General features: G+C 69.0%; 22 protein-coding genes. 13 read left to right on the top strand and 9 right to left on the bottom strand.

Features of this window, described 5'->3' with window-relative positions:
• From AB0N61_RS10985 to AB0N61_RS10955, 7 genes are all read left to right on the top strand, one after another.
• Nucleotides 1-1341 carry a Dyp-type peroxidase gene (locus tag AB0N61_RS10985; RefSeq protein WP_363363963.1) on the top strand — a complete coding sequence of 447 codons (1341 nt, stop codon included), beginning with the start codon at nucleotides 1-3 and terminating at the stop codon, nucleotides 1339-1341.
• Nucleotides 1338-2231 carry an enoyl-CoA hydratase-related protein gene (locus tag AB0N61_RS10980; protein ID WP_363363961.1) on the top strand — a complete coding sequence of 298 codons (894 nt, stop codon included), beginning with the start codon at nucleotides 1338-1340 and terminating at the stop codon, nucleotides 2229-2231. Before AB0N61_RS10985 ends, AB0N61_RS10980 begins: the two co-directional genes overlap by 4 nt.
• Nucleotides 2232-2251: 20 nt before the next feature.
• Nucleotides 2252-3331 (top strand): sulfite oxidase, encoded by a 1080-nt coding sequence (locus AB0N61_RS10975; protein ID WP_363363959.1) that lies wholly within the window; start codon nucleotides 2252-2254, stop codon nucleotides 3329-3331.
• Nucleotides 3321-4445: a HoxN/HupN/NixA family nickel/cobalt transporter gene (locus AB0N61_RS10970; protein ID WP_363363958.1), complete on the top strand. Its 1125-nt coding sequence runs from the start codon at nucleotides 3321-3323 to the stop codon at nucleotides 4443-4445. The genes AB0N61_RS10975 and AB0N61_RS10970 overlap by 11 nt, the downstream gene beginning before the upstream one ends.
• Before the next feature lie 218 nt (nucleotides 4446-4663).
• Nucleotides 4664-5644, top strand: coding sequence for an alpha/beta hydrolase (locus AB0N61_RS10965; protein WP_363363956.1), 981 nt, complete (start codon nucleotides 4664-4666; stop codon nucleotides 5642-5644).
• A 66-nt stretch (nucleotides 5645-5710) separates the two neighbouring features.
• Nucleotides 5711-6250, top strand: a complete 540-nt coding sequence (locus tag AB0N61_RS10960; protein WP_363363953.1) for a hypothetical protein — start codon at nucleotides 5711-5713, stop codon at nucleotides 6248-6250.
• A 228-nt stretch (nucleotides 6251-6478) separates the two neighbouring features.
• Nucleotides 6479-8071, top strand: coding sequence for an Ig-like domain-containing protein (locus AB0N61_RS10955; protein ID WP_363363950.1), 1593 nt, complete (start codon nucleotides 6479-6481; stop codon nucleotides 8069-8071).
• A gap of 69 nt (nucleotides 8072-8140) precedes the next feature.
• On the opposite strand, the gene AB0N61_RS10950 is transcribed toward AB0N61_RS10955, so the two are convergent.
• A complete protein-coding gene (locus AB0N61_RS10950; RefSeq protein WP_167945729.1) occupies nucleotides 8141-8683 on the bottom strand; it encodes a small multidrug efflux protein in 543 nt (180 codons plus the stop codon).
• Between the two features lie 155 nt (nucleotides 8684-8838).
• On the opposite strand from AB0N61_RS10950, the gene AB0N61_RS10945 reads away from it, so the two are divergent.
• From AB0N61_RS10945 to AB0N61_RS10935, 3 genes are all read left to right on the top strand, one after another.
• A complete protein-coding gene (locus AB0N61_RS10945; protein ID WP_363363948.1) occupies nucleotides 8839-10059 on the top strand; it encodes a histidine kinase in 1221 nt (406 codons plus the stop codon).
• Complete coding sequence (locus tag AB0N61_RS10940) at nucleotides 10056-10658, top strand: response regulator transcription factor (protein WP_363363945.1); 603 nt, start codon at nucleotides 10056-10058, stop codon at nucleotides 10656-10658. The genes AB0N61_RS10945 and AB0N61_RS10940 overlap by 4 nt, the downstream gene beginning before the upstream one ends.
• A gap of 275 nt (nucleotides 10659-10933) precedes the next feature.
• Nucleotides 10934-11413 carry a GNAT family N-acetyltransferase gene (locus AB0N61_RS10935; protein WP_363363943.1) on the top strand — a complete coding sequence of 160 codons (480 nt, stop codon included), beginning with the start codon at nucleotides 10934-10936 and terminating at the stop codon, nucleotides 11411-11413.
• 6 nt (nucleotides 11414-11419) lie between these two features.
• On the opposite strand, the gene treZ is transcribed toward AB0N61_RS10935, so the two are convergent.
• The 4 genes from treZ to AB0N61_RS10915 are packed head-to-tail and all read right to left on the bottom strand — an operon-like array spanning nucleotide 11420 to nucleotide 18010.
• The gene (gene treZ, locus AB0N61_RS10930) at nucleotides 11420-13177 is read right to left on the bottom strand and encodes a malto-oligosyltrehalose trehalohydrolase (RefSeq protein WP_363363941.1); all 1758 of its coding nucleotides are present in this window, start codon (nucleotides 13175-13177) and stop codon (nucleotides 11420-11422) included.
• On the bottom strand, nucleotides 13174-15522 hold the full coding sequence (gene treY, locus AB0N61_RS10925) for a malto-oligosyltrehalose synthase (RefSeq protein WP_363363938.1): 2349 nt from the start codon (nucleotides 15520-15522) through the stop codon (nucleotides 13174-13176). Before treY ends, treZ begins: the two co-directional genes overlap by 4 nt.
• Nucleotides 15519-17729, bottom strand: coding sequence for a glycogen debranching protein GlgX (gene glgX, locus AB0N61_RS10920; RefSeq protein WP_363363937.1), 2211 nt, complete (start codon nucleotides 17727-17729; stop codon nucleotides 15519-15521). Before glgX ends, treY begins: the two co-directional genes overlap by 4 nt.
• On the bottom strand, nucleotides 17726-18010 hold the full coding sequence (locus AB0N61_RS10915; protein ID WP_167945743.1) for a hypothetical protein: 285 nt from the start codon (nucleotides 18008-18010) through the stop codon (nucleotides 17726-17728). Before AB0N61_RS10915 ends, glgX begins: the two co-directional genes overlap by 4 nt.
• A 189-nt stretch (nucleotides 18011-18199) precedes the next feature.
• On the opposite strand from AB0N61_RS10915, the gene thrC reads away from it, so the two are divergent.
• Complete coding sequence (thrC, locus tag AB0N61_RS10910; RefSeq protein WP_363363934.1) at nucleotides 18200-19603, top strand: threonine synthase; 1404 nt, start codon at nucleotides 18200-18202, stop codon at nucleotides 19601-19603.
• Nucleotides 19604-19642: 39 nt separating this feature from the next.
• On the opposite strand, the gene AB0N61_RS10905 is transcribed toward thrC, so the two are convergent.
• The 3 genes from AB0N61_RS10905 to AB0N61_RS10895 form a co-directional block, all read right to left on the bottom strand.
• Complete coding sequence (locus AB0N61_RS10905; protein WP_363363932.1) at nucleotides 19643-20053, bottom strand: VOC family protein; 411 nt, start codon at nucleotides 20051-20053, stop codon at nucleotides 19643-19645.
• 93 nt (nucleotides 20054-20146) lie between these two features.
• Nucleotides 20147-20413, bottom strand: coding sequence for a thioredoxin family protein (locus AB0N61_RS10900; protein ID WP_363363929.1), 267 nt, complete (start codon nucleotides 20411-20413; stop codon nucleotides 20147-20149).
• A 101-nt stretch (nucleotides 20414-20514) separates the two neighbouring features.
• Nucleotides 20515-21525: an FUSC family protein gene (locus tag AB0N61_RS10895; RefSeq protein WP_363363928.1), complete on the bottom strand. Its 1011-nt coding sequence runs from the start codon at nucleotides 21523-21525 to the stop codon at nucleotides 20515-20517.
• 88 nt (nucleotides 21526-21613) lie between these two features.
• On the opposite strand from AB0N61_RS10895, the gene AB0N61_RS10890 reads away from it, so the two are divergent.
• Together AB0N61_RS10890 and AB0N61_RS10885 are read left to right on the top strand one after the other, a co-directional pair.
• Nucleotides 21614-22957, top strand: a complete 1344-nt coding sequence (locus tag AB0N61_RS10890; protein ID WP_363363926.1) for a M20/M25/M40 family metallo-hydrolase — start codon at nucleotides 21614-21616, stop codon at nucleotides 22955-22957.
• Nucleotides 22958-23015: 58 nt separating this feature from the next.
• Nucleotides 23016-24470 (top strand): MFS transporter, encoded by a 1455-nt coding sequence (locus AB0N61_RS10885; protein ID WP_363363923.1) that lies wholly within the window; start codon nucleotides 23016-23018, stop codon nucleotides 24468-24470.
• Nucleotides 24471-24488: 18 nt separating this feature from the next.
• On the opposite strand, the gene AB0N61_RS10880 is transcribed toward AB0N61_RS10885, so the two are convergent.
• Nucleotides 24489-24779 carry a hypothetical protein gene (locus AB0N61_RS10880; RefSeq protein ID WP_363363921.1) on the bottom strand — a complete coding sequence of 97 codons (291 nt, stop codon included), beginning with the start codon at nucleotides 24777-24779 and terminating at the stop codon, nucleotides 24489-24491.
• Nucleotides 24780-24891: the final 112 nt, after the last annotated feature.

The following is a 24891-nucleotide window of genomic DNA, read 5'->3' as shown; positions in this document are numbered from 1 at the left end:
ATGTCTCAGAAGAATGACGTCGCCCTCGACCTCGAGGACATCCAGAGCGGTGCGCTGCACGAGCGCCCTTCTCCGTATGTCGGCGCCTACCTCCTTCTGCGGATAGACGAGCGCGAAGCGGGGCGGGAACTCGTTCGGCGGCTCATCACGATCGTCGACTCGGGTGTTCCATCCGACGACCCCGCTCATGACGCGTGGATCACGGTCGGCTTCACGTACAACGGGCTGCGCGCGCTCGGAGTGCCGCAGGAATCGCTCGACAGCTTCGCGCCCGAGTTCCGTGAGGGGATGGCCGCACGGGCGACGCATCTCGGAGACGTCGGCGAGAGCGCGCCCGAGCACTGGGAGCAGCCGTTCGGCTCGCCCGACGTGCACGTCGCCATCAGCACGATCTCACCCGATGCCGCCCGTCTCGAGACCATCGTCGAGAAGGCGCGGCGCGCACACCAGGAGCTGCCCGGCATCACGGTCCTCTGGCGGCAGGACTGCTACCAGCTGCCGACGGGGCGCACCTCGTTCGGGTTCAAGGACGGCATCGGACAGCCATCGGTCGAGGGCAGTGGCAGGCCGTCGACGAATCCGCTGGACCCTCCGCTCAAGGCGGGGGAGATCATCCTCGGATACCCCGACGAGACCGGCGAGCTGCCCCCGATGCCCACTCCGGACGTCCTCGGCCGGAACGGCACCTACGTCGTTCTCCGCAAGCTCCACACGAAGGTGGCGGCATACCGTCAATACCTCCGCGCGAAAGCGGCGGATCGCAGAGAGGAGGCGCTGCTCGGCGCGAAGATGGTCGGGCGCTGGCAGAGCGGTGCGCCGCTCGCGCTGTCGCCCGAGAAGGACGATCCGGAGCTCGGCGCCGATCCTCGCCGCAACAATCACTATCGCTACGGCGACGATCCGCGCGGCTTCAAGTGCCCGGTCGGCGCCCACGCTCGACGTGCGAACCCCCGCGACGCGCTCGATGACGACGGAAGCACCAACGTCCGCCTGCACCGCATGATCCGGCGAGGCACGAGCTACGGCCCGGAGCTCCCCGACGGGGTGCTCGAGGATGACGGCGCCGACAGGGGCATCATCTTCGTGTTCGCCGGGGCGCACATCAAGCGTCAGTTCGAGTTCGTCAAGACCCAGTGGCTGAACGACGGGATCTTCATCGGCGCGCCGGAAGAGGCGGATCCCCTCGTCGGCGTACCGGGGCACTCCAACGACTTCACCATCGCCCAGCGGCCGATCCGACGTCGTCTGCACGATGTGCCGCCGTTCGTCGTCACCCGCGGCGGCGAGTACTTCTTCGCCCCCAGCCTCTCCGCCATGCGCTGGATGGCGGAGCTCCCGTGACCGTCTCGACCGAGGGATCCATGATGACCGCAGCGGCACTGACGAACGACCGGTGGAAGGCGCTGGACTTCTCGGCGCCGTCCGCCGATGCCGAGGAGCCGGAATCCTCCGTGCTCCTCGAGTATCGCGACGACGGCAGGATCGCGGTGATCACACTCAACCGACCGCACGCCGACAACGCCATCACGACCGAGATGGGCGACCGGCTGACCGAGGCCGTCGAGGAGATCGCCGTCCGCACCGCGGTGCGCGTCGTTGTGCTCACCGGGGCCGGCGATCGCGCCTTCTCGGTCGGCAGCGATCTGCGCCAGCGGAACGCGATGACCAGGGAGGGCTGGCTCCGTCAACGGCAGGCCTTCGATCGCACGCTCTACACCGTCAGGCAGCTGCGCAAGCCCCTCTTCGCAGCGGTGAACGGCATCGCTTACGGCGGAGGCTCGGAGCTCGCGCAGAGCTGCGACTTCATCATCGCCGCAGACACCGCGACGTTCGGGCAGCCCGAGGCGATGATCGGCCTCTCGGCGGGCGGTGGCTCGCCGGTCTTCCTGCCGCGCCTGGTCGGAACCGGCCGCGCCCTCCAGATGCTGATGACCGGCGATCCCATCACGGCCGTCGAGGCGCATCGCCTCGGCATGGTGACGGAGCTCCACGCCCCGAGCGAGCTCGCGGCTGCCGCGGAGCGCATCGCACGGAAGATCGCCGGCAACTCGCCCACTGCGGTCCAAGCCGTCAAGCGGGCAGTCCAGCTCGGAGCCGGCCAGCCGGTGGAACAGGCCATCGCGATCATGATGGACGCCCACTGGCGCTCGGCCATCCATCCGGATCGCGCGGAAGGCATCGGCGCCTTCAACGACGATCGCGACCCGGTGTTCCGCGACGCGGACTACTGACGAGCACGAAGGAGACCACCATGAAGCTGACCGACGACATTCTCGCCGCGCGGGCCGGGTTGCTGATGATCAATCCCGCACCGTATAACGCGGAGGCCCCGCCGTCCGCGCTGGCGACCGACATCACCCCCACCGAGCTGCACTACGTCCGCAGCAACTTCCCGCTTCCCGACCACGACGGGCGGCTCGAGATCGGTGGTGCGGTCGGCAATCCGCTCACGCTGACTCTCGACGACCTGCGGTCCTTCCCCTCTCACGAGCGGGCGGTCACCCTCGAGTGCGCCGGAAACGGACGACTGCACATGCGTCCCCTGCCCACGGGAGAGCCGTGGGGCGACTACGCCGTCTCGACCGCATCGTGGAAGGGGGCCTGGCTGAGCGAGGTCCTGGCCGAAGCCCGTCCGGCGGCCGACGGAGTCGACGTGCGGTTCGAGGGCGCGGACCACGGCGCCTATCACCTCGCACCGATCCTCGCAGACACCCCGAGAGATGACCTGCGGTACACCCGCGCCCTGCCGCTGACCTCCGTGCTCGATCCGTCCGGAGAGATCCTGATCGCCTATGAGATGAACGGCGAGCCTCTGACGCCGGACCACGGTGCCCCGTTCCGCCTCATCGTGCCGCACTGGTATGCCGTCGCGTCGGTCAAGTGGCTCCGCCGGATCGACGTGCTGAGAGAGAGGTTCCAGGGCGAGTTCCAGACCGGGCACTACATGTACGAGTGGCCCGATCGCCCGCCCGAGCCTGTCGACATCATGCGGGTCCGGGCGAGGATCACCGATCCGGCGCCGGGGTCGGTGATCGGCACGGGGCTGTGCACCGTGCGCGGCAAGGCCTGGTCGGGGAGTGGCCCGATCACTCGGGTCGAGGTGAGCCTCACGGGCGAGGGAGAGTGGTTCGATGCCGAGGTCGAGCCGCCGACCGGGCCGTACGGCTGGCAGAACTTCTCGTTCGAGTGGGATGCCGCCGGCGTCGGCCGCCACAGTCTGCGGGCGAGGGCGACCGACGCCCAGGGCAACGTCCAGCCGGAGGTGCCGCCGTGGAACAGGCTCGGGTACGGCAACAACGCCGTCGAGGTGATCTACGTCGATGTCGCCTGACCGCGTGCGCCGCCTGGGCAGCCAGGACAGACGTTCGCTCGTCGGAATGGGGATCTTCGTCGTCGTCCTGCACATCGTCGGCTTCGGTGTGCTCATCAGCGTCGTCGCACCTCAGCAGCTGGAGCTGGGAGGGAGCACCCCGATCTTCGGCGTGGGCCTCGGCCTGCTGGCCTACACCCTCGGGCTCAGACACGCCTTCGACATCGACCACATCGCGGCGATCGACAACACCACCAGGAAGCTGCTGGCCGACCGCGAGCAGTCAGGGGTGCAGAGACGCCCCCTCTCCGTGGGGTTCTGGTTCGCGCTCGGTCACTCGACGGTCGTCTTCGGGCTGGCGCTGTTCCTGTCGATGGGAGTGCGGGCTCTGGCCGGGCCGGTGCAGGACGAAGCCTCCACGCTGCATTCGATCACCGGCGTCATCGGGCCCTCGGTCTCGGGAGTGTTCCTCTGGGTGCTGGGCACGCTCAACCTGATCGTCCTCATCGGCATCGTCAAGGTCTTCCGGCGGATGAGGCAGGGCGAGTACAGCGAGACGGCGCTCGAGGAACAGCTGAACCGCCGTGGCGTGCTGAATCGTCTCTTCGGTCGACTGACGAAGACGGTGACCAAGCCCTGGCAGATCTACCCGATCGGAGTGCTGTTCGGTCTCGGCTTCGACACGGCGACCGAGGTGGGGCTCCTGGTCCTCGCCGGAGGCGCGGCCGCCTTCCAGCTGCCGTTCTACGCCGTGCTGGTCCTGCCGGTGCTCTTCGCCGCGGGGATGTGCCTCATGGACACGCTCGACGGGATCATGATGAACGGCGCCTACGAATGGGCCTTCGTGCGCCCGGTGCGCAAGGTCTACTACAACATGACCATCACCGCGATCTCCGTCGCGGTCGCGCTCGTCATCGGCACGATCCAGCTGGCCGGCGTGGTGGCCGATCAGACGGGAGCAGCATCCGGCCCTCTGGCGGCGATCGCCGCCATCCCGCTCGACGACGCCGGATTCGTCCTCGTGGGGTTCTTCGCGATCTCCTGGGCAGGGGCCGCGCTGATCTACAAGTACGCCAAGGTCGAGGAGCGGTGGGCGGCCGCGCCGGCAGACGATCCGCGCGGTCGGAACCGGTGACGGCGCAGGCGCAGGCCCGCGCGCGCCGTCGCGTTCGCGAGGTTCGCCGATCGGCAGGAACGTCACCCGCTCCGCATGACGACCCGCGGGGCACCCGGTCAGTATCTTCGGTGAACGCGCTGGTGTCGTTCGGTCCCGGAGCGCTCTCGGCCAGGGAGGTGAATGGCATCATGACCCGTCGGCGCCGTCGCCACGGCCATCCCTGGAACATGAGCCCGGTGAACGCACCTGACGATCCCTATGAGGCGTACGCCCAGTGGGCGGTCGCGAAGGGCGATGCGACCTCTGTCGCCGGGACCCCACCCGCGCAGCGCGTCAGCCCGCGGCGCCTGCCTCGACGTCCGGCATCCGGCCTCGACGAGAGGTGGACGTCGATCGATGACAACGACATCTTCTATCGCGAGTCTCAGACGCACGCAGTCGCATCCACCATGATGCACGTCCACGGATTCGGCCTCTCCGGGCGGTATCTGCTGCCCACCGCCGAGCTGCTCGGCAGCGAGTTCCACACCTTCGTGCCGGACCTGCCCGGCTATGGACGCAGCAGCAAGCCGAGGTCGCCCCTCGATGTGCCGCACCTCGCCGACGCGGCCGCTCGCTTCCTCGACGATCGCGGGGTCGAGCGAGCCACCCTGGTCGGGAACTCGATGGGGTGCCCGGTCATCTGCGAGTTCGCCCACCGGCACCCCGACCGCATCGATCGTGCCGTCCTGGTGTCGCCGGCGGGTGGCATCCACAACCAGCCGTTGGGGCGTGCGATGGTCCAGCTCGCCCGCGATGGCGCCCGGGAGCCGTCGCGGATGATTCGGGTCGCGACATCGGACTACCTCCGGTTCGGCGTGCCGAGCACGGTGCGGCTCTTCCGGACGCTCACGCGCTATCCGTCGCTGGAGCGGCTGCTCGCGCTTCGGATCCCGACGCTCGTCGTCGTCGGCGACCGCGATCCGCTGATGCCCGGGCCGGAACGGATCCGCGAGGTGGCCTCGCTCACCGACAACCACGTGCTCGTGGTGGTGATCGAGGGAGCGGCGCACGCGATCAACTTCAGCAACCCCGGCGAGCTGGCCCACGTGATCCGGTCGTTCATGGCCGATCGACCCATCATCGACGATCCCGACTCTCCCGGCGTCACCAGAGCCTATGAGATCCACCGCGGCACCCTGCCTCCGCCGCCACCCGAGCGGCCTCACGCTGCCTGAGCGCATGGCCGGGATGGCCGCTCAGCTCTATGATCGAGCGACACCCGGTCCTCCAGGAGGTTCACGATGAGCGAAGTGCATTCCGGTTCCGACGCTCCGACTCGGGGCCGGCTGAGCGCCGACAGAGCACTCCGGTCGGGTTTCGGAACCGAGGCCGCTGTGTACGGCACGATCCTGACCAGCGGTCTGGTCGCAGTGTCCTCCGCTCACGGTGAGACGTCCGCCTCCGTGCTCCTCACAGTGATCATCACCGTCGTGGTGTTCTGGGCAGCCCATGTCTACGCCGGTGCGGTCGCGCGGCACGGCGAGGTCGACGGCGAGGTCATGGGAATCGGATCCGCCTTTCGGCACTCGCTCGCGCACTCGTTCGGGATGTTGAGCTCAGCGACCGTGCCCTGCCTCATCCTGCTCGCCGGAACGACGCGGCTCATCCCTGACGACCTCGCGAACAGTGCGGCTCTCTGGTCGGGAGTGATGGTCCTCGCGCTGCTGGGCTACATCGCCTTCCTCCGCCGCGGTGCCGCGCCGTGGGTGCGCCTGCTCGGAGCGCTCGGCACGGCGGCGTTCGGTGTGGTCTTCGTCGTGCTGAAGGCGTTCGTCCACTGACGCACCGGGCCGTGCGCCCGTCGCTCTCCGCGTGATCCTCAGAATCACATTCCGGCATACCGGTCTTGTATATCGGCTGCCGCGTGATCCCGCCCTCTTTTCCTGATCTCTTAGATGTGTCGCACTGGGAGCGACGCTGATCGGACGGGGAAGACGATGACTGGGGAGCGTGGTTTCGTGCGCGCACGGACGAAGACGACGGAGGAGACGAAGAGAGCGTGGCGAGCGATGCCACGAAGGCGCGGCATCGCGGCGATCATCGTGGGGATGGTCATGGCGCTCGCGGGACTGCTGGGATCCGCTGTGCCCGCGACAGCGGCTCCGTCCGTGACCTATCCGGGTGCGATCTCCCACCTCTCACTGGAGAACCAGCATGGCGGTGGGCCGCTGGTGCAGTGGCAGACCGTGCGGATCTCCGGTGAGTGGGCGGTGCCGACGGGCGCGCAGGCAGGGGAGACCTTCGGAATGACCCTGCCTGCCGAGTTCAGTCGGCAGTCGGCCGGGGCGTTCACCATCTCAGACCCCGAGACGGGACTGATCATGGCGAACTGCGTCGTCGCGGCCGGCCAGGGCCCGGACATGGTCTGCACGCTGACCGACGCGGTCGAGGGTCTCGAGGAGGTCGGCGGCTCGTTCTGGATGCAGGCGCGGGCTTCGCAGTCGACGACCAGCGAGACCGTGGAGTTCGACCTGGGCGACACGATCGAGATCGTGGACCTGCCCGGTGACGGCGGCGTCACACCCGAGAATCCCGCCGAAAAGGACGAGCCGTACAAATACGGCGGCGAGACCGCGACCCCGGGGCTCCTGAAGTGGGTCATCGGCATCCCGAGCGGGTATGTCGATGACGGCGCCTTCACGATCACCGACGCTCTCGACGCCGGCCTGACCGACCACCACTACACCGGCGCAGTCCGGTTGAGCCAGCGCCCGGTAGAGAACGGTGCGCAGATCGGCGACTGGAGTGTGGTCGACCCGTCGGCATACACGATCGACATCGCCGACGACGGACGCTCGTTCGAGTTCTCGGCATCCGGCCTTCCCGCGGGCGGATTCACGTACGAGCTGCTCTATTACACGCAGGCTGATGCGCCCGTGGCCGAGGGCGATGTCTTCGGCAACCATGCGACCGTCGACACGTTCCGCACTTCGGCGACGCATACGGTCGTGGAGTCGGGCGGAGGCGACGGCGGCGGTGTCGCGTACACGACGTTCACGATCACCAAGCGGCTCAGCGGCGCACAGGCGGATGCCGCGATCGACGCGACCTACACCGTGCGGTACTCGGTCAAGGGATCGGATGCCGCCGCGAGCACGATGACGGTTCCGGTGGGTGAGTCGGTGCGCAGCATGCGCGCGCCGCTCGGTTCGACGTTCGTGATCGAGGAGATCGATCTGCCGGAGGTGACCGGCGTGTCCTGGGGTGCCTGGACGATCACGGGCGCGGGGGTCGTCGACGCGGGCGACGGCACCGTCGAGGTCACGCCGATCAACACGGCGGGTGTCGAGCTGACTCTCACCAACACCGCCGACACGGTGCCGGTCGTGACGCCGACGCCCACGCCGACCCCGGTCACGCCCACGCCCACGCCGACTCCGGCTGCTCCGGTCCCGACCCCGACTCCAGCGACCCCGACTCCAGGGAGGTCGACGCCGGCTCCGGTTCCGAGTGTGACTCCCGCCGCGGCTCCCGGCGCACTCGCGCTGACGGGAGGCGGATCCGGCGCGGCACTCCTGTCACTCGCGGTCGCGCTGATCGCCGGCGGCGGCCTCGCCAGCGGAATCGCCGCGCGGCGCCGTTCGAACGCCGGAGGTCGCTGACCTTCCACACATCCAGGGAAGCCCCCTCGCGCTCGGCGAGGGGGCTTCCGTGCTGTCGGGGCGCCCGTCTCAGCGGATGGCGTAGACAGCGCCGCCGACGATCACAGCCACGATCGTCGTCCAGCCGATGATCGCGACCGCCTGCCAGATGAGGATGCGGACCTTGCCGACGCCCGCGGCGGCGAGCATCGTGGCCGTGAACTGCGTCGGCAGAAGCAGCGGGCCGAGCAGGCTGACCCCCGGCACGCCGTAGCGCTCGAACGCCCGCTGGAACTTCTCGCGCCGCACGCCCCCGCGGTCGGAATCAGACGTGTCCGCGGGCACCGCCTCGACGGCTCCGCCGCCGGCGGCGACGGCGTGCCGACTGCGGGATCGGTTCACGATGGCGGTGCGCGCACCCGAGCTCGCGATGACGAGCACGGCCACGCAGAGGAAGTTGCCCGCGATCGCCGCGATCGCCGCGACCACCGGATGGATGCCGCCGATGATGCCGATCGACACGGCACCCTCTCCCTCGATGAAGGGGATCGCCGCGGCGAGCGCGACGATGAGCGGCTGGACGAGTTCGGGCACCTGGGCGACGAAGCCCTGGAAGGTCTCGATGAGGTTCATGGGCGGCTCCTGCCGGGTCTGTGCGTCGGTGTCTCCGTCGCGATGCATCCAGTCCACCGCCTCTCACGGCGGCGCGGCAGTGCCGAACCGTCACTGCTTTCCGGGTGGATCGCCCGCGGCATCCGTGACATGTGTCACCCCCGTATCGTGGGGGCATGCGCACCTTTTCTCCGGTCACCGATCCCGCCGGCGGCCCGCCCCCGGGAGCGCGCCAGCTCGCGCGAGGCATGACCGCAACCTGGTGGTACACCTTCTCGGCCGTGGTCTTCCTCGAGCTGTTCCTGGTGCTGGTGTGGACTCTGCAGGCGCTCGCCGTGCCCGGCGACGCCACGGCGCCGTTCGTCGTCGGCCTGGGGGGCGCGGTCTGGTGGGCCTCGACGGTGGTGCTGCTCGCCGACTACCGCCACCGGCTGGATGCGGAACCGGGCATCGCCCGGGCGCGCATCGCGCTGCCGCTGCTGGTCGCGGTCGGCTACGGGACGGCGGGCGGTCTGGCGATCGACAGCTGGCTGCTCGCGCTCATGCCCATCGTTCAGTCGGCGGTGCTGCTCAACTGGCCGAAGGGCGTGCGCGTGCGCGTGGTCGTTCTGACCACTGTGCTGCTCGTGCTGGCCGCCGTCGTCGATGCCGCCCGTGGTGCAGTGGACATCGGCCTCGCGGGATGGATCCCCGTGCTGTACGCGATCCTCATTCCCGCGATGTCGGTGAGTTCGCTCTGGTGGTGGGACGTACTGGTCACGGTCGACCGCGCGAGGGCGTCGGAATCCCGCCTCGCGGCGACGCAGGAGCGCCTTCGCGTGGCGACCGACGTGCACGACCTCCAGGGGCATCACCTGCAGGTGATCGCGTTGCAGCTCGAACTGGCTGAGCGACTCATGCGCATCGATGCCGATGCCGCCCTCGAGCAGCTGCAGGCGGCGAGAGTCAGCGTCGACGAAGCGCGCCAGGGAACTCGTGACCTGGCGACCCGCTTCCGCTCGGTGCCGCTCGGCGACGAGGTGGCGAACGCTCGAGACCTTCTCGCCGCAGCCGGACTCGCCGTCGACGCCGACATCGCTGCCGACGCCGACGAGGCGCCGTCATCGGCTCTCGGACCTGTGATCAGGGAGACGACCACGAATGTCCTGCGACATGGGGGCGGGCGACGGGCCCGACTCGCTCTCCGACGCGTGGAGGGCGGGTGGCGATATGAGGTCGCGAACGATGTGACGGGCCGCGCGGCAGCGGGCACGGTGGGGTCGGGCCTCGACGGAGTCCGCCGCCGCATCTCTGACGCAGGAGGAAGCCTGGAGATCCGGGAGGATGCCGGCGAGTTCGTCGTCTCGGTGATGGTTCCGCGATCCGATGAGCAGACGGCCGACGGGCGGCTGCGATGATCCGCGTACTGCTCGCCGACGACGAGGGAATGATCCGTTCGGCCCTCGCGGCTCTGCTGCGTCTGGAAGGGGATATCGAGGTGGTGGCGGAGTGCGCTGACGGAGAGCAGGCACTCGCGGCTGCCCTCGCGCTGACGCCCGACGTCTGCCTGCTCGACCTCGAGATGCCCGGGCTCGACGGCGTCGAGGTCGCCGAACGCCTGAATCGCGCGATCGCCACGTGCTGTGTGGTGGTCACCCGTCACGCCCGCCCCGGGGTGCTGCGGCGCGCCCTCGCATCAGGCGTCGCAGGATTCCTGCCCAAATCGCGGGGTGCTGAGCAGGTCGCCGACGTGATCCGCAGGGTCGCCGCGGGTGCTCGCTATGTCGATCCCGAGATCGCGGCGGATGCTCTGAGCGACGAACGGTCGCCCCTCACCGATCGCGAACTCGACGTGCTGCGAGCAGGGCGACGCGGCGAGACGACGACCCAGATCGCGAAGTCGCTGTCGCTGGCGCCCGGAACCGTGCGCAATCACATCTCCGCGGTACTGGCGAAGCTCTCGGTGGGCACGCGCCAGCAGGCGGTGCTGATGGCCGAGGAGCGCGGCTGGATCTGACTCCGCTCACCCCGAGGCCTGTGACACCCGGAAGGGCGGGTGGGGCTGTGGGAGTTGCCCCACCCGCGAGCCGCTCAAAAGGGGAGAGTGCGGCCCAGACCGGAACTGGCTCATATTCCCCAGGCCGTCCTCTGGTCTCATATGCAAGACCCCGAACCCGTCCGAAAGTGACGCCGGGTCGCCGATCTCCCGCCGACGCGATCGTCCTGCCCGGCAACATCCGCGAAATCTCTTCCCGATACCGTGGCGACGGGGCGGCGAGTCGAGAGGACGATATGGACGTGACGGTCGAGCGGGTCGGGTGGTCGGATCCGGATGCAGAACGGCTTCGAGCGGCGCAGCGCAGCGAACTCGATGCGCGATACGGGAGCGATGATCACGAGCCGGGTGTCATCCCCTCTGCCGACGACGTGCCGGTGTTCCTCGTCGCGCGTGACGGCAGCGGTCGAGGTGTCGTCTGTGGAGGACTCAGACCGCTCGGCGCGGAGGTGCTCGGATCGGATGTGGCCGAGATCAAGCGGATGTACGCGTCGCCGTCCGCGCGCGGCACGGGCGCGGCCGTCGCGCTTCTGCGCGCGCTCGAGAACGAGGCGCGTGAGCTCGGCATCCGTTCCCTGGTGCTCGAGACGGGCACCTCGCAGCCGGACGCCGTGCGGTTCTATGAGCGCGAGGGCTATCGGCCGATCGCTCGATTCGGGCACTACGTCGACAGCGAGCTGTCGCTGTGCTTCGCGAAGGCGCTCGACGACGCCTGAGCGACCCTACTGCGGAGGAGCGACGATCGCCGCCGACTCCGGAGAGAGCACGATGGTCCGCGCCATCAGCACGCAGGGCGTCGTCTCGAGAAGAATCCTCGAATCGGGGGCGAGTTCGAACTCGACCTCGTCTTCGGAGAGGTTCACCAGCACCGCCACGTCGCCGCGTTCGATGCGGTAGGCGCGGTGCTCGGGAGCTCCGTCGACGTGCGAGACCGTGACGACCGTGCGCGTCATGTCGGGGTCGGTCAGCTCGGGAACCTCACGGCGCAGCGTGATCAGGCGCCGGTAGAGGTCGAGGATCCGTGCGTGGGAAGGCTCCGCGACCTCGTTCCAGTCGAGGCGCGAGCGTTCGAACGTCGCCGGGTCCTGCGGGTCGGGCACCTGCTCGGGGTCCCAGCCCATCTGGGCGAACTCGTTGATGCGCCCCTCGGCCGTGGCTCGGGCGAGTTCCGGCTCCCTGTGCGACGTGAAGAACTGCCAGGGAGTCGACGCACTCCATTCCTCGCCCATGAACAGCATCGGAGTGCCGGGAGCGGTCAGGGTGAGCACCGCGGCGACAGCGAGACGCTCGGGCGACAACGAGGCCGACAGGCGGTCGCCCGCGGCGCGGTTGCCGATCTGGTCGTGGTCCTGCGCGAACGTGACGAGACGCCACGACGGCACGCTGGACGGCAGGGGAGCGCCGTGCGTGCGGCCACGGAAGGACGAGAAGGTGCCGTCGTGGAAGAAGCCGCTCTGCGACACCTTGGCGACGGCATCCGGTGCGGCGAAGTCCGCGTAGTACCCCTGCGTCTCGCCCGTGAGCGCGACGTGGATCGCATGGTGCCAGTCGTCCGACCACTGCGCTGTGAGTCCGTGCCCGCCTGCTTCGCGGGGCAGGATCATGCGGGGATCGTTCAGATCCGACTCGGCGATCAGCGTCAGCGGGCGATCGAGCTGCACGGCCAGCGCGTCGACGCGCTCCGCCAGCTCGTGCAGGAGGTGCGGCGTCTGCTCGTCGTGCAGTGCATGCACGGCATCCAGACGCAGTCCGTCGACGTGGAAGTCGTGCAGCCACATCAGGGCGTTCTCGATGATGAACTCACGCACCGCCGGCTCGTCGAGATTGACCGATTCGCCCCAGGAGGTGTGCTGGCCGTCGCGCAGGTACGGCGCGAACTCGGGGAGGTAGTTGCCACTCGGACCCAGGTGGTTGTACACCACATCCTGGATCACGGCGAGACCCCGCGCATGGGCGGCATCGACGAGACGCTGGTATGCGGCGGGCCCGCCGTATCCTTCATGTACGGCATACCAGAGCACGCCGTCGTATCCCCAGTTCCAGTCGCCGCTGAAGGCGTTGACCGGCAGCAGCTCGATGTGCGTCACGCCGAGCGCGACGAGGTGATCGAGCTTCCCGATGAGCGCATCGAGAGTGCCCTCGGGGGTGAACGTGCCGATGTGCAGCTCGTAGACGATTCCACCGGCGAGCGGGCGGCCCGTCCAGTCCGCGTCGGTCCACTCGAAGCGCGCCGGGTCGAACAGGGCGGAGGGACCGTGAACCCCGCGGGGCTGGCGGCGCGACCGGGGGTCCGGGCGCAGCTCGGTGCTGTCTCCGAGCAGGAAGCCGTAGCGCTCGCCCTCGGCCATCGGCACGTCGGCGCGCCACCACCCCGAGCCGTCCTGCGACGGCTCGAGATCGTGCTCCGAGATCGTCACGCAGGCGGGCGTCAGGCGCCTCAGCCGCACGCTGTCGACGCGCGGTGCCCAGACCGAGATCATCGCTCCTCCACGAGGAGCGCGACGGGATACGTCTCGAGGAGCTCGCCGAGCAGGATCGGCCCGCGGTCGAAGCGGCGTCCGGTCAGCGCATCGGTCGCGGGCAGCTCACGGCGAAGGAGCACGGTGTCTCCCCACCCGCCCCGCCGCGAGAGGCCGACGGGCAGACGCGTCGCGACGGCCAGCACGCCTCCTCGATCCATCGCCACCGCATGGTCGGCGGCCTCGCCCGCGACGCCGCCCGGGCGGTACCTGTCGAACAGCTCGGTGTGGTCGCGACGCAGACGCAGCGTGCGTGAGGTGACGAGCAGCTTCGCGAGTCCGGAGTCGTCGATCGGAGGGAGGTCGCCGCGCGCGACATCCTCGTCGAGGCGCCGCAGCATGTCGGATCGCGCGCCGAAGTCGACGGGCCGCCGGTTGTCGGGGTCGACGAGGGAGTGGTCCCACAGCTCCGTGCCCTGATAGACGTCGGGAACGCCCGGAGCGGCGAGCTGGAGCAGCTTCGCCGACAGCGAGTTGACGCGTCCGGGCTCGATGATCTCGCGCACGAACCGCTCGAGGATCCCGCGGGCCCGCCCGTTCGCCGCCTCGGCGATCGCCTCGATGCCCTTCTCGAACTCTGCGTCGGGATGCTGCCAGCCGGTCGACTCCGCAGCCTCGCGCGAGGCCTTCTGGCCGTATGCGAGGAGCCGCTCCGACGAGATCGGCCAGGCGCCCACCGCAGCCTGCCACAGCATCGCATCGAGCGGCCCGTGCCCTGTGGAGGCGACGGCCCGCAGCTCGGCCAGCACGTCGGCCCACCGTTCGGGGATCTCGGCGAGCACCGAGAGCCGCGCCCGCACATCTTCGGATCGCTTCGTGTCGTGGGTCGAGAGCGCCGTGAGCGAGTGCGGCCACGACGCCAGTCGTGTCCGCTGCGCGTCATGGAACTCGTCGACCGAGAGCGAGGCGATCGACGGGTCGCCGCCCACCTCGGTCAGGGTTCCGAGGCGGGTGTGGCGATAGAACGCCGTGTCCTCGACGCCCTTCGCCATCACCGCGCCCGTCACCTGGGGGAATCGCTGGGAGACCTCGAGAGAGGTGTCGAGCAGCAGGGGCGCCAGTTCCGCGATCGATGACGCGAGATCGGGGCGCCGCCGCGTGGCGTCGTCGATCGCGTGCTGAAGATGCTCGCGTCCCGCCGGCAGGTATGACCGGTAGACCGGGAAGCTCGCCACGATCTCGGCGAGCGCGTCCTCGGCGCCGACCACGCCGAACGGGAGCGACCGCACCAGGCGTCGCACCTCGGACTGCAGCAGCTCATCGGCGACCTGGAGCTTGGTCGAGTGGATCAGATCGGCCCACGGCAGTGCCGGCGGCAGGCCGGTCTCGTCGCGCAGACGCGCGTCGAGCCGGTCGAGGGCCGCAACGCCGTCGCCGTCGATCAGGACGCGGTCGATCTCGGCCATCGCGTCGTATCCGGTCGTGCCGTCGGTGCGCCACCACGAGGGCAGCTCTTCGCCGGGCTCGAGGATCTTCTCGACGAGGGTGTAGGCGTTGCCGGTGACGTCTGCGAGGCGTTCGAGATACGCCCCGGGGTCGGTCAGACCGTCGGGGTGGTCGACGCGGAGCCCGTCGGCCAGGCCGTCGGTGATCCATCGCGCGATCTCGCGATGCGACTCGTCGAAGACGTCCGAGATCTCGACGCGGATGCCGGCGAGCTCCGACACGGCGAAGAACCGGCGGTAGTCGAGGTCGGAGTTCTGATCCTCCCAGAACCGCAGCTCGTAGTGCTGAGCGGCCAGCAGCGCGGGCAGATGGTCCGCGAGCTCGCCGGTCCCGGGAGCGAGGGGCAGCACGTGGTCGAAGTACGACAGGATGCCGTCGGGGGCGTCGGCGGCGGGCGTCGTGTCGACGACGATGTCGCCCGACTCGAGGATCTCCGAGAGCGGCGAGCCGAGGATCGGCAGCCGCACGCGCCCGTCCGACAGTCGCCGGTCGACGTCGAACGCCACCGCATGACGCGACGAGCGGCCGAGGCGCAGGAAGTCCCACCACCACGGGTTGGCGCGCGGGATCGCCACACCGACGTGGTTCGGGACGATGTCGACGAGGATCCCGAGTCCCGCTCCGCGCGCCGCGGCGGCGAAGCGCTCGAGGCCGTCGGGGCCGCCCCGCTCGTCGTCGACCCGGGAATGATCGACGACGTCGTAGCCGTGATCCGATCCCGGCACTGCGGCGAGCAGGGGCGAGAGATATGCCCATGACGCGCCGAGATCGGCGACGTAGTCGGTGATCCCCGCGGCATCGTCGAGCGTGAACCCCTTGCGGATCTGCAGTCGATAGGTCGACAGGGGGCGGTGGGTCATCGAGGAAGCTCCGGGCTCGGGGCGGGGGCCGGCATCTCGGCTCGCTCGGTCTGGATGCGCAGCGAGGCTTCGACGGAATCGTCCGTCGGCTCCTCGGTCTCGTCCGCCTCGCGCAGCACGAGAAGCGAGTTCGCCTCGAGCGTCACGGGGGCGCCGGCCGCGATCGGATCGCCTCCGGCCCGGTCGGCCGCCGTGTCGACCGCGACCTCCCAGGCACGGCCGAGTCGCTCGTCCGGAAGCACGGCGTCGATCGCCTCCGATCCGCTGTGGAAGTACACGAGGAAGTTCTGATCGGTGACCGGCCGCCCACGGCGGTCCTTCTCGCGGATGCCCTGCCCGTTCAGGAACATGCCGATGGCCAGGCCGAACCCGGAATCCCAGTCCTCCGGCTCCATCCGACGACCGTCCGGCCGCAGCCACACGACATCAGGAACCCGCTCGCCGTCCTCCGACCGCACCGGTCGGCCGTCGAAGAACCGGCTGCGTCGGAACGTCGGGTGCGAGCGGCGAAGTCGGGCGACGGCGGCCGTGAACTCGACGAGAGGGCGATCCGCCGCCTCCCAGTCGATCCACGTGAGCTCGTTGTCCTGCGCGTATCCGTTGTTGTTGCCGTCCTGCGTGCGACCGAGCTCGTCGCCGTGCGCGATCATCGGCACACCCTGCGACAGCAGCAGGGTCGCGAGGAAGTTGCGCTGCTGTTGAGCGCGGACCCGGTTGACCGTCTCGTCGTCGGTGGGTCCCTCGACGCCGTGGTTGTTCGAGCGGTTGTGGGATTCGCCGTCGTTGTTGCCCTCGCCGTTCGCCTCGTTGTGCTTCTCGTTGTACGACACGAGGTCGCGCAGCGTGAAGCCGTCATGCGCCGTGACGAAGTTGATCGACGCCACCGGGCGTCGTCCCGAGTGCTCGTAGAGGTCGGCGGAGCCGGTGAGACGCGAGGCGAACTCGCCGAGAGCCTGAGGCTCGCCGCGCCAGAAGTCGCGCACCGTGTCGCGGTACTTCCCGTTCCACTCCGTCCACTGAGGAGGGAAGTTCCCGACCTGGTAGCCCCCGGGGCCGACGTCCCAGGGCTCGGCGATGAGCTTCACCTGCGAGACGATCGGATCCTGCTGCACGAGCTCGAAGAACGCCGCCAGCCGATCGACGTCGTAGAACTCGCGCGCGAGCGTCGAGGCGAGGTCGAAACGGAAGCCGTCGACGTGCATCTCGGTCACCCAGTACCGCAGCGAGTCCATGATCAGCTGCAGGGCGTGGGGGTTGCCCGCGTTGAGGCTGTTCCCGGTGCCCGTGTAGTCGGTGTAGTAGCGACGGTCCTCTTCGAGGCGGTAGTACGCCTCGTTGTCGATGCCGCGCATCGAGAGCATCGGGCCCATGTGGTTGCCCTCGGCGGTGTGGTTGTAGACCACATCGAGGATCACCTCGATGCCCGCCGCGTGCAGAGCGCGCACCATCGCCTTGAACTCCTGCACCTGCTGGCCGTGCTGTCCGCTCGACGAGTAGTCGTTGTGCGGCGCGAAGAACGCCAGGGTGTTGTAGCCCCAGTAGTTCGACAGCCCCTTCTCCTGCAGCGTCGAGTCATTCACGAACTGGTGCACGGGCATCAGCTCGAGAGCGGTGACCCCGAGGTGCACGAGGTGCTCGATGACGGCGGGATGCGCGATCGCCGCGTACGTGCCGCGCAGCTCCTCCGGCACGTCGGGGTGCAGCTGAGTGAGGCCCTTGACGTGTGCTTCGTAGATCACCGTCTGCGCATAGGGGGTCTTGGGCAGGCGATCGCCCGCCCACTCGAAGAACGGGTTGACGACGACGCCCTTGGCCATCGTCGCGGCGGAGTCCTCGTCATTGCGGGAGTCGGGGTCGCCGAAGTCGTAGCCGAACAGGGGCTGCCCCCAGTCGATCTGCCCCGCGACGGACTTCGCGTACGGGTCGAGCAGCAGCTTGTTCGGGTTGAAGCGCTGGCCCTGAGCCGGGTCATACGTTCCGTGCACGCGGTACCCGTAGAGCTGTCCGGGCTGCACGGATGGCAGGTAGCCGTGCCAGACGAAGGCGTCGACCTCCTCGAGGGTCACCCGCTCTTCGTTGCCGTCATCGTCGAACAGGCACAGCTCGACCTTCTCGGCGCCCTCGCTGAACAGCGCGAAGTTGGTGCCTTGACCGTCGAAGGTCGCGCCGAGCGGGTACGGGGAACCGGGCCAGACGTCGTGGCTCACTGAGCGGAGCCCGACACGACGGCGCGGTCGCGCACGGTCTGAATGGCTTCGTGGAAGTCGTGCACCTGGGCCACCTCGTCGGCTTTCGGATAGGGGTGGCCGACGTAGCAGACGAAGACCGGATGAACGTGCTCAATGTAGCCCACGGGGCCGTCGTGCAGCACGACATAGCGATCGAGGTCGACTCGCTCGTATGAAGGCTCGGCAGAGGCGACGGTGCCCGGCGAAGCCTGGTCCACTTCGGACTCTCTGACATGTGCGGCATGGATCTTCGCAGTCATGATGGCTCCCTATTCTCTTGGTGATGATCACGGTACGAGTCGGGATCGATGTGCGACATCCCATTGCCATCGCGGCGATCACGCGCTATGTCGCAACGTCGGTGTGCGTCGCGGTCGAGTTCGTGCAATCACCCCGCGCCCACCTGCGAGAATGGAAGCCCCGTGCCGATTCCGAACCGAGGAGCTCCCGTGCAGTACATCTCCACCCGAGGCGGCATGCAGCCGCTGCCGTACTGCGAGACCCTGCTCGAAGGGCTCGCTCCCGACGGCGGGCTGGCCGTGCCCGAGACCATGCCGACGGTCGACGGCGAGACTCTCGAGCGCTGGCGCGCCCTCACCTATCCTCAGCTCGCCACCGAGGTGCTGGGCCTCTTCGCGACGGACATTCCTCGGGCCGATCTCGCGCGCATGACCGAGGCCGCCTACAAGCCTTTCCCTGAGGCGGTCGTCCCGCTGCGGTCGATCGACGACGAGCTCACGCTCGTGGGCCTCTCTGAGGGGCCGACTCTGGCGTTCAAGGACATGGCCATGCAGTTCCTCGGCCAGGTCGTCGAGTACGCGCTCGAGCGCAAGGGATCGACACTGAACATCCTCGGAGCGACCTCGGGAGACACCGGGTCCGCCGCTGAGCACGCGCTGCGCGGCAAGGACCGGATCTCGGTCTTCATGCTGTCGCCGAAGGGGCGCATGAGCGCCTTCCAGCGGGCGCAGATGTTCTCGCTCGACGACGACAACATCCACAACATCGTGATCGACGGCGTGTTCGACGATTGCCAGAATCTCGTGAAGGCGCTCGCGGGCGACCTCGAGTTCAAGCGGACGCAGAACCTCGGCGCAGTCAACTCGATCAACCTCGCTCGCATCACCGCTCAGGTCGTGTACTACTTCTGGGCGTGGCTGCGCGCGACGGATGCGGGCGGATGGACCGAGGTGTCGTTCACCGTGCCGTCCGGCAACTTCGGCAACATCCTGTCGGGGTTCTTCGCCAAGCAGATGGGGCTCCCGATCCGCCGACTCGTGCTGGCCGCGAACGAGAACAACGTCCTCGACGAGTTCTTCCGCACGGGTGTGTATCGCCCGCGCAGCGCCGCGCAGACGCTCGCCACCTCAAGCCCGTCGATGGACATCTCGAAGGCGTCCAACCTCGAGCGCTTCATCTTCGAGCTGGTCGGGCGCGACGCGTCGCGCGTGGTGAGTGCGTGGAACGACCTCGACACGCAGGGCCACTTCGACTTCACCGCAGATCTCGCGCGCTTCGTCGACGAGTTCGGCATCGTCAGTGGCACGTCGACGCACGACGACCGCCTGGCGACCATCGCATCCGTCTACGAGACCACCGGCGACATCATCGATCCGCACACGGCCGACGGCGTCAAGGTCGCTCGCGAGTACGTGGAGCCGGGCGTGCCGATGCTGGTGCTGGAGACCGCCAAGCCGCAGAAGTTCGCCGAGACGATCCGCACGGCGATCGGCGTGGAGCTCGAGTACTCGCCCGAACTCCGCGCGATGCTGGACGCTCCTCAGCGCACCACCGAGATGGCCGACGACGAGCGCGAGCTGCGCGCCTTCATCGAGGCACACGCTCTGCGCTGAGGCCGGTCCGCCCTCGTCACTCGCGTCTCGCGCTCGGGGTCATTCCGAGTCGCCCTGCAGCATCCAGGGCACGCCGAAACGATCGACGAGCATCCCGAAGGTTCCGCCCCACGGTGCGGTGTCGAGCGGCATAGTGATCGCCGCACCGTCCGCGAGCGCGTCCCAGACCTCCTGCGTCCTCTGCGTCGAGTTGCCGCTGAGCGACACCGAGAACCCCTGCGGCGGTTCGAACGGCATCCCGTCAGGGGTGTCCGAAGCCATCAGCACCAGGCCATCGGGCGTCGTGAGCTGGGCGTGCATCACGAGGTCGCTCTGATCCGGGTTCTGGACCATGTCGGGGAACTCGCTGAACACGGTGATCTCGAGATCACCGCCGAGCACTCCCTGATAGAACTCCATCGCCTGCCGTGCCTCGGTGCGGAATGAGAGATAGGGATTGAGATTGGCCATGGCTGCCCCCAGCGCTGTCGGGCGGGACCGCCGTCGGCCCCGCTGCGGCCCAGTCTGCGCCGGGGGTCGGACATCCGCAAGGGCCACTCGCGCTCAGGCGGGGAGGGCCTTCACCGCGGCCGTCAGCACTTGAGGGACAGTCGGCACTCCCTCGGCGCGGAAGACCTCTGCGCCGGAGTCGTCACGGATGATGACGGTCGGCGTGAAGCGGATGTCGAGCGCTTCCGCGGCATCCGGCTCCCAGGCGACATCGATCTCGGTGACGGTCGCGTCGGGAAGGTAGCGCACGGCGTCCGCCACGACCGAGCGGGTGCGCGAGCACGCGCCACAGAACGCGGATGTCACGAGCGTCAGTTCCATGGCTCTCCTCTCGGCTCTGGAGGTGCAACCCCGCTCCGTCTCGCCGTGTTCCCGCGCGGCGATCAGACCTCGGCGCGTCGATGAGGCCAGGGTCGTGACGGTCAGTCGGACGACGGGGCGGCCCGGGGGTGCAGCAGTCCCGAGATCGCGCCCAGTGCGGCTCCGACGAGGGTGTCGACGATGCGCTCCCAGGCGACGTCCATCGAACCGATCTCGCCGGTCGCCGCGCCCGTCAGCAGCAGCACCAGGGGAGTGATGAAGACCAGAGCGAGGGCGTAGTGCCTCACGACCACCAGCTCGATCGTGAACTGCAGCGCGCCCAGCAGCAGTGCCAGCCAGAGACCCGAGGGGTGCAGCAGCGCGAGCAGCGCGTAGAGGCCGGCGCCGACCACGGTTCCGAGCATGCGATGGAGTCCCCGCTCGACGGCGGCGCGACGGGCGGCGGCCACGCCGATGACTGCGACCGCCGACCCCACGATCCAGTACGTCCGGGTGGGGTCGATCACCAGTCCCAGGAGGACGCCGACGACGGCGACGATCGCGACCCGGATGACCAGCATGCGCGAATCGGGCGTGAACGCCGGGCCGGGCAGCAGTTCACGAAGCGGCCGAGGGGACATCGCGCGCGCTCGCGGGAGCAGGAGCGGCGCCATCGCGATCAGATAGGAGAACGCGCATCCGGCCGCGAGAGCGCCGATGTAGGTCAGGGGCGCCAGGGGCGAGCTCGAGATCACGTGAGCCGACAGACCGAAGACCAGCACGAAGAAGAGCGGTCCGGGTGGGCCGAGGCGGAAGCCGAACGCCAGCGCCGCGCTCACCACCGCGACCACCACGACGCCGGTGCTCACGAGCCAGGCGTTCGCAGAGACGGCGACCCCGAGAGCGGCGCTGATGATCAGACCCGCGGCGACGAACGGCAGGATCCTCGCCCGATCGATCACCGGCGCAGTGCCGGCGAAGAGCACCGTGAAAGCGCCCGACGCCGCGACATAGCCGAGCGACGGCTGCCCGAGCATGGTCATAACGGCGATCGGCACCGCGATGCCCAGCGCCGCCTGGGTGGCGAGATGCCAGCGCGGACCGCGCTTGGGTGCCAGGGCGAACAGGCTCATCCCTCCATTCTCTCGCGGCGGCGCGGCGCAGCCTGACCGGCGACGGGCCGGAATGGCGGTGGCGGGCGAGAATCGGCCCGGCGATACGATGGCCGTCGTGACCGAACCCCGCCCCGGAATCGCCGAACGGCTGTCGCAGATGATCCGACTGCCGACCGTGTCAGCCGAGCTCGAGGAGCGGGGGAGCGAGCCGTTCGAGTCGTTCGTCACGCTGATCGCGCAGCTCTACCCGCTCGTCCATGAGCACCTCGTTCTGGAACGGCACACCGACTTCGGGCTGCTCTTCCACTGGACGGGGAGGGATGCCGGGGCCGAGCAGCCGGTCGTGCTGATGGCGCACTACGACGTGGTCCCCGTGGACGAGAGCGACGCGTGGACGCATCCCCCGTTCGACGGGGTCATCGCCGACGGGGTCGTCTACGGCCGAGGCGCTCTCGACGACAAGGGTCCACTGATCGTCGTGCTCGAGGCGGTCGAGAATCTCCTCGCCGACGGGTTCGTCCCCGCGCGAGACGTCTACCTGTCGTTCGGTGGCAATGAGGAGACCTACGGGCACGCGGCCGAGGAGATCGCCCGTGTGCTCCGCGAGCGCGGCATCGTCCCGTGGCTCGTGGTCGACGAGGGCGGCGCGGTCGTCGATGCGCCGCTTCCTTTCGTCCCCGGGCGAGCGGCGATGATCGGCGTCGGCGAGAAGGGTGTCATGACGATCACGCTCTCGGCGCGCGGCGAGGGCGGTCACGCATCGGCCCCGCCCTCTCGCACGGCCGTCCGGAGGGTGGCGAGGGCCGTCGATCGGCTCGGTCCCCGCACGTTCCGACCGCGTCCGTCGAAGGCGATCGGCCGGATGCTGTCGCAGCTCGGAGCCCAGACCCCCGGTTCCGCGGGGCACCTGCTGCGGCTGCTCGGCTCGGCCCCGCTGGTGACCGGTCAGGTCTTCGCGGCGCTCGGCGGGGAGCCCGCAGCGCTCGTGCGCACCACGGTGGCTCCGACCATGCAGTCGGGCGGCACAGCGGCGAACGTGCTGCCGTCGCAGGCGTCTGCGACGGTGAATCTGCGCATCGCGCTGGGCGAGACGACCCAGCAGACGGTGCTGCGGGTGCGTCGGCGCATCCGCGATCCGCTCATCACCGTCTCCGTCGTGGAAGCGAGCGAGCCCTCGCCCGAATCTGCGACCGACAACGACCAGTTCGCGCTGCTCGCGGACGCGCTCGCAGTCTCGCATCCGGGCGTCCCCGCCGTGCCGTACGTGATGATGGCGGCGACGGATTCCCGACACTTCCACCGCTTCGCCCCCGCCGTCTACCGCTTCGCGCCGCTCGACATGTCGAACGCGCAGCGTGCGTCGATCCACGGCGTCGACGAGAACGTCGAGATCGCTGCGCTCGAGCGAGGGGAGCGGTTCCATCGGGCCCTCCTCGAGCGGCTAGGGTGATCCCGACCCTCCGCGGGCGTCTCGGCGCCCGACCCAGCCTTTTCACCGAGGAGCCGCGATGACGCGCACCCGCACTCTGGGAACCCTCGCCACCGTCGTCGGCTTCCTCGCCTTCGTCGAGTTCACCAGCGGCGTGCTGCAGGGCTACTACACGCCCATGCTCACCGACATCGCGCGTCACCTGGGCATCCACGACGCCGACGTGAACTGGCTCGAGGGCACGCAGCTCATGCTCTCTGCGCTGGTCGTGCCGGCGTTCGCGAAGCTCGGCGACATGGTCGGCCACAAGCGGATGCTGCTCATCTCGACGGCGCTCACCGCGGCTGCGGCACTCATCCTGCCCTTCACCGACTCGTTCCCCGTGTTCCTGATCGGCTGGACGCTGATGGGGTTCTACGTCGTCTGGCTGCCGCTCGAGATCGCGCTGATCTGGTCGCGGTCGCGTCGCATGGAGGGGCGCTCGTCGATCACAGCGAAGGCCGCCGGCCTGCTGGTCGCCGCGCTCGAAGGCGGCGCCATCATCGGTGCTCTCGCCGGTGGCGCTCTGATCGATGCGCTGCCGCTGACCGTGGTGCTGCTGATCCCCGCCGTGCTCATCGTCGTCTGCTTCTTCGTGATCCTGTTCGGGGTGAAGGAATCGCCCGATCCGACGGGCGGTCGCTTCGACACGGTCGGCGTCGTGCTGATCTCGCTCGCCCTGATCTGCTTCACGGGTGGCCTGAGCCTGCTCCGCCTCGAGGGCGGTCTCGTCAACCCGTGGTCGTGGGCCGTCGTCATCCTCGGTCTCGTGCTCGTCATCCCGTTCGTGCTGTGGGAGCTGCGCTGTGACGATCCGCTGATCGACGTGCGCATGTTCCGCTCGCCGGCGCTCGGCCCGGTCTTCCTCACCGCAGGTCTGTTCGGCGTGAGCGTGCTCGGCGCCCAGGCGCCGCTGTCGACGTTCGCGCGCACAGATCCGGGCGTCTACGGCTACGGCCTCGGAACCACAGGTTTTGCGACGTCCCTGATCATCGGCCTGTATCTCATCGCGATGATCGCCGGTGCGCTGCTCTTCCCGGTCATCGCTCGTCTGCTGAGTCCGCGGATCACGCTGATGGGCGCATCCCTGCTCGTCGGCGTCGGGTTCCTGCTCTTTCTGCCGTTCCACGATTCGTACCTGCAGGTGGTGACCAACATGGTCATCGTCGGACTCGGCTCGGGAGCCCTGGTGGCGGCTCTTCCCGCGGCCGCGGCGTCGGCGGCTCCCGCGACGCAGACGGGTGTCGCGACGGGGCTCACCAACTCGGTCAAGACGGTGGGCGGAGCGATCGCCTCGTGCGTCTTCGGGATCGCGCTCCTGAACGGGGCGAGCGGTGCCGTGGAGGGCACGGCGGGATCCTTCGCCGGCTACATCACCGTGTGGGTGGTCTGCGGTGTGACGGCGCTCGTCGCCGCCGCCATCCTCGTGTTCGTCCCGAAGACGGCCTTCACCGACCGGGCGGATGCGGAGGCGATCGCCGCACCGATCGCCTGAGAAGCCGACGCGCCGATGTCAGTCGCGGTCGAGCCCGAAGGAGCGCTTGACGACGGCCTGCATGTCACGGTCGAGTCCGTCTATGCGCGTGCTCACCGCGTCGAAGCGGGCGTTCATCTCGCCGCGCAGGCCGCCGATCTGGGCGTTCATCTCGCCGCGCAGGCCGCCGATCTCGGCGCGCATCTCTCCGCGCAGACCGCCGATCTCGGCGCGCACGACGCGGACGAACAGGGTCGAGACGACCGTCAGCATTCCGAACATCAGCGCGGTGAAGCACCCGATCATGGTCCAGATCTGAGCGTCGTTCATGAGGTGCACCGTGTCATCCTCGCATCGTTCCAGGCGGGAAACCGGAATCGGAGGCGTTGTATACCGCCATCCGAAGCATGTGAGCAAGTCATGCTCCGGCATCGCTGTGCAG

The organism is Microbacterium sp. NPDC089320, from assembly GCF_040684875.1.
Lineage (GTDB): Bacteria > Actinomycetota > Actinomycetes > Actinomycetales > Microbacteriaceae > Microbacterium.
This window is presented reverse-complemented; position numbering and strand designations above follow the sequence as displayed.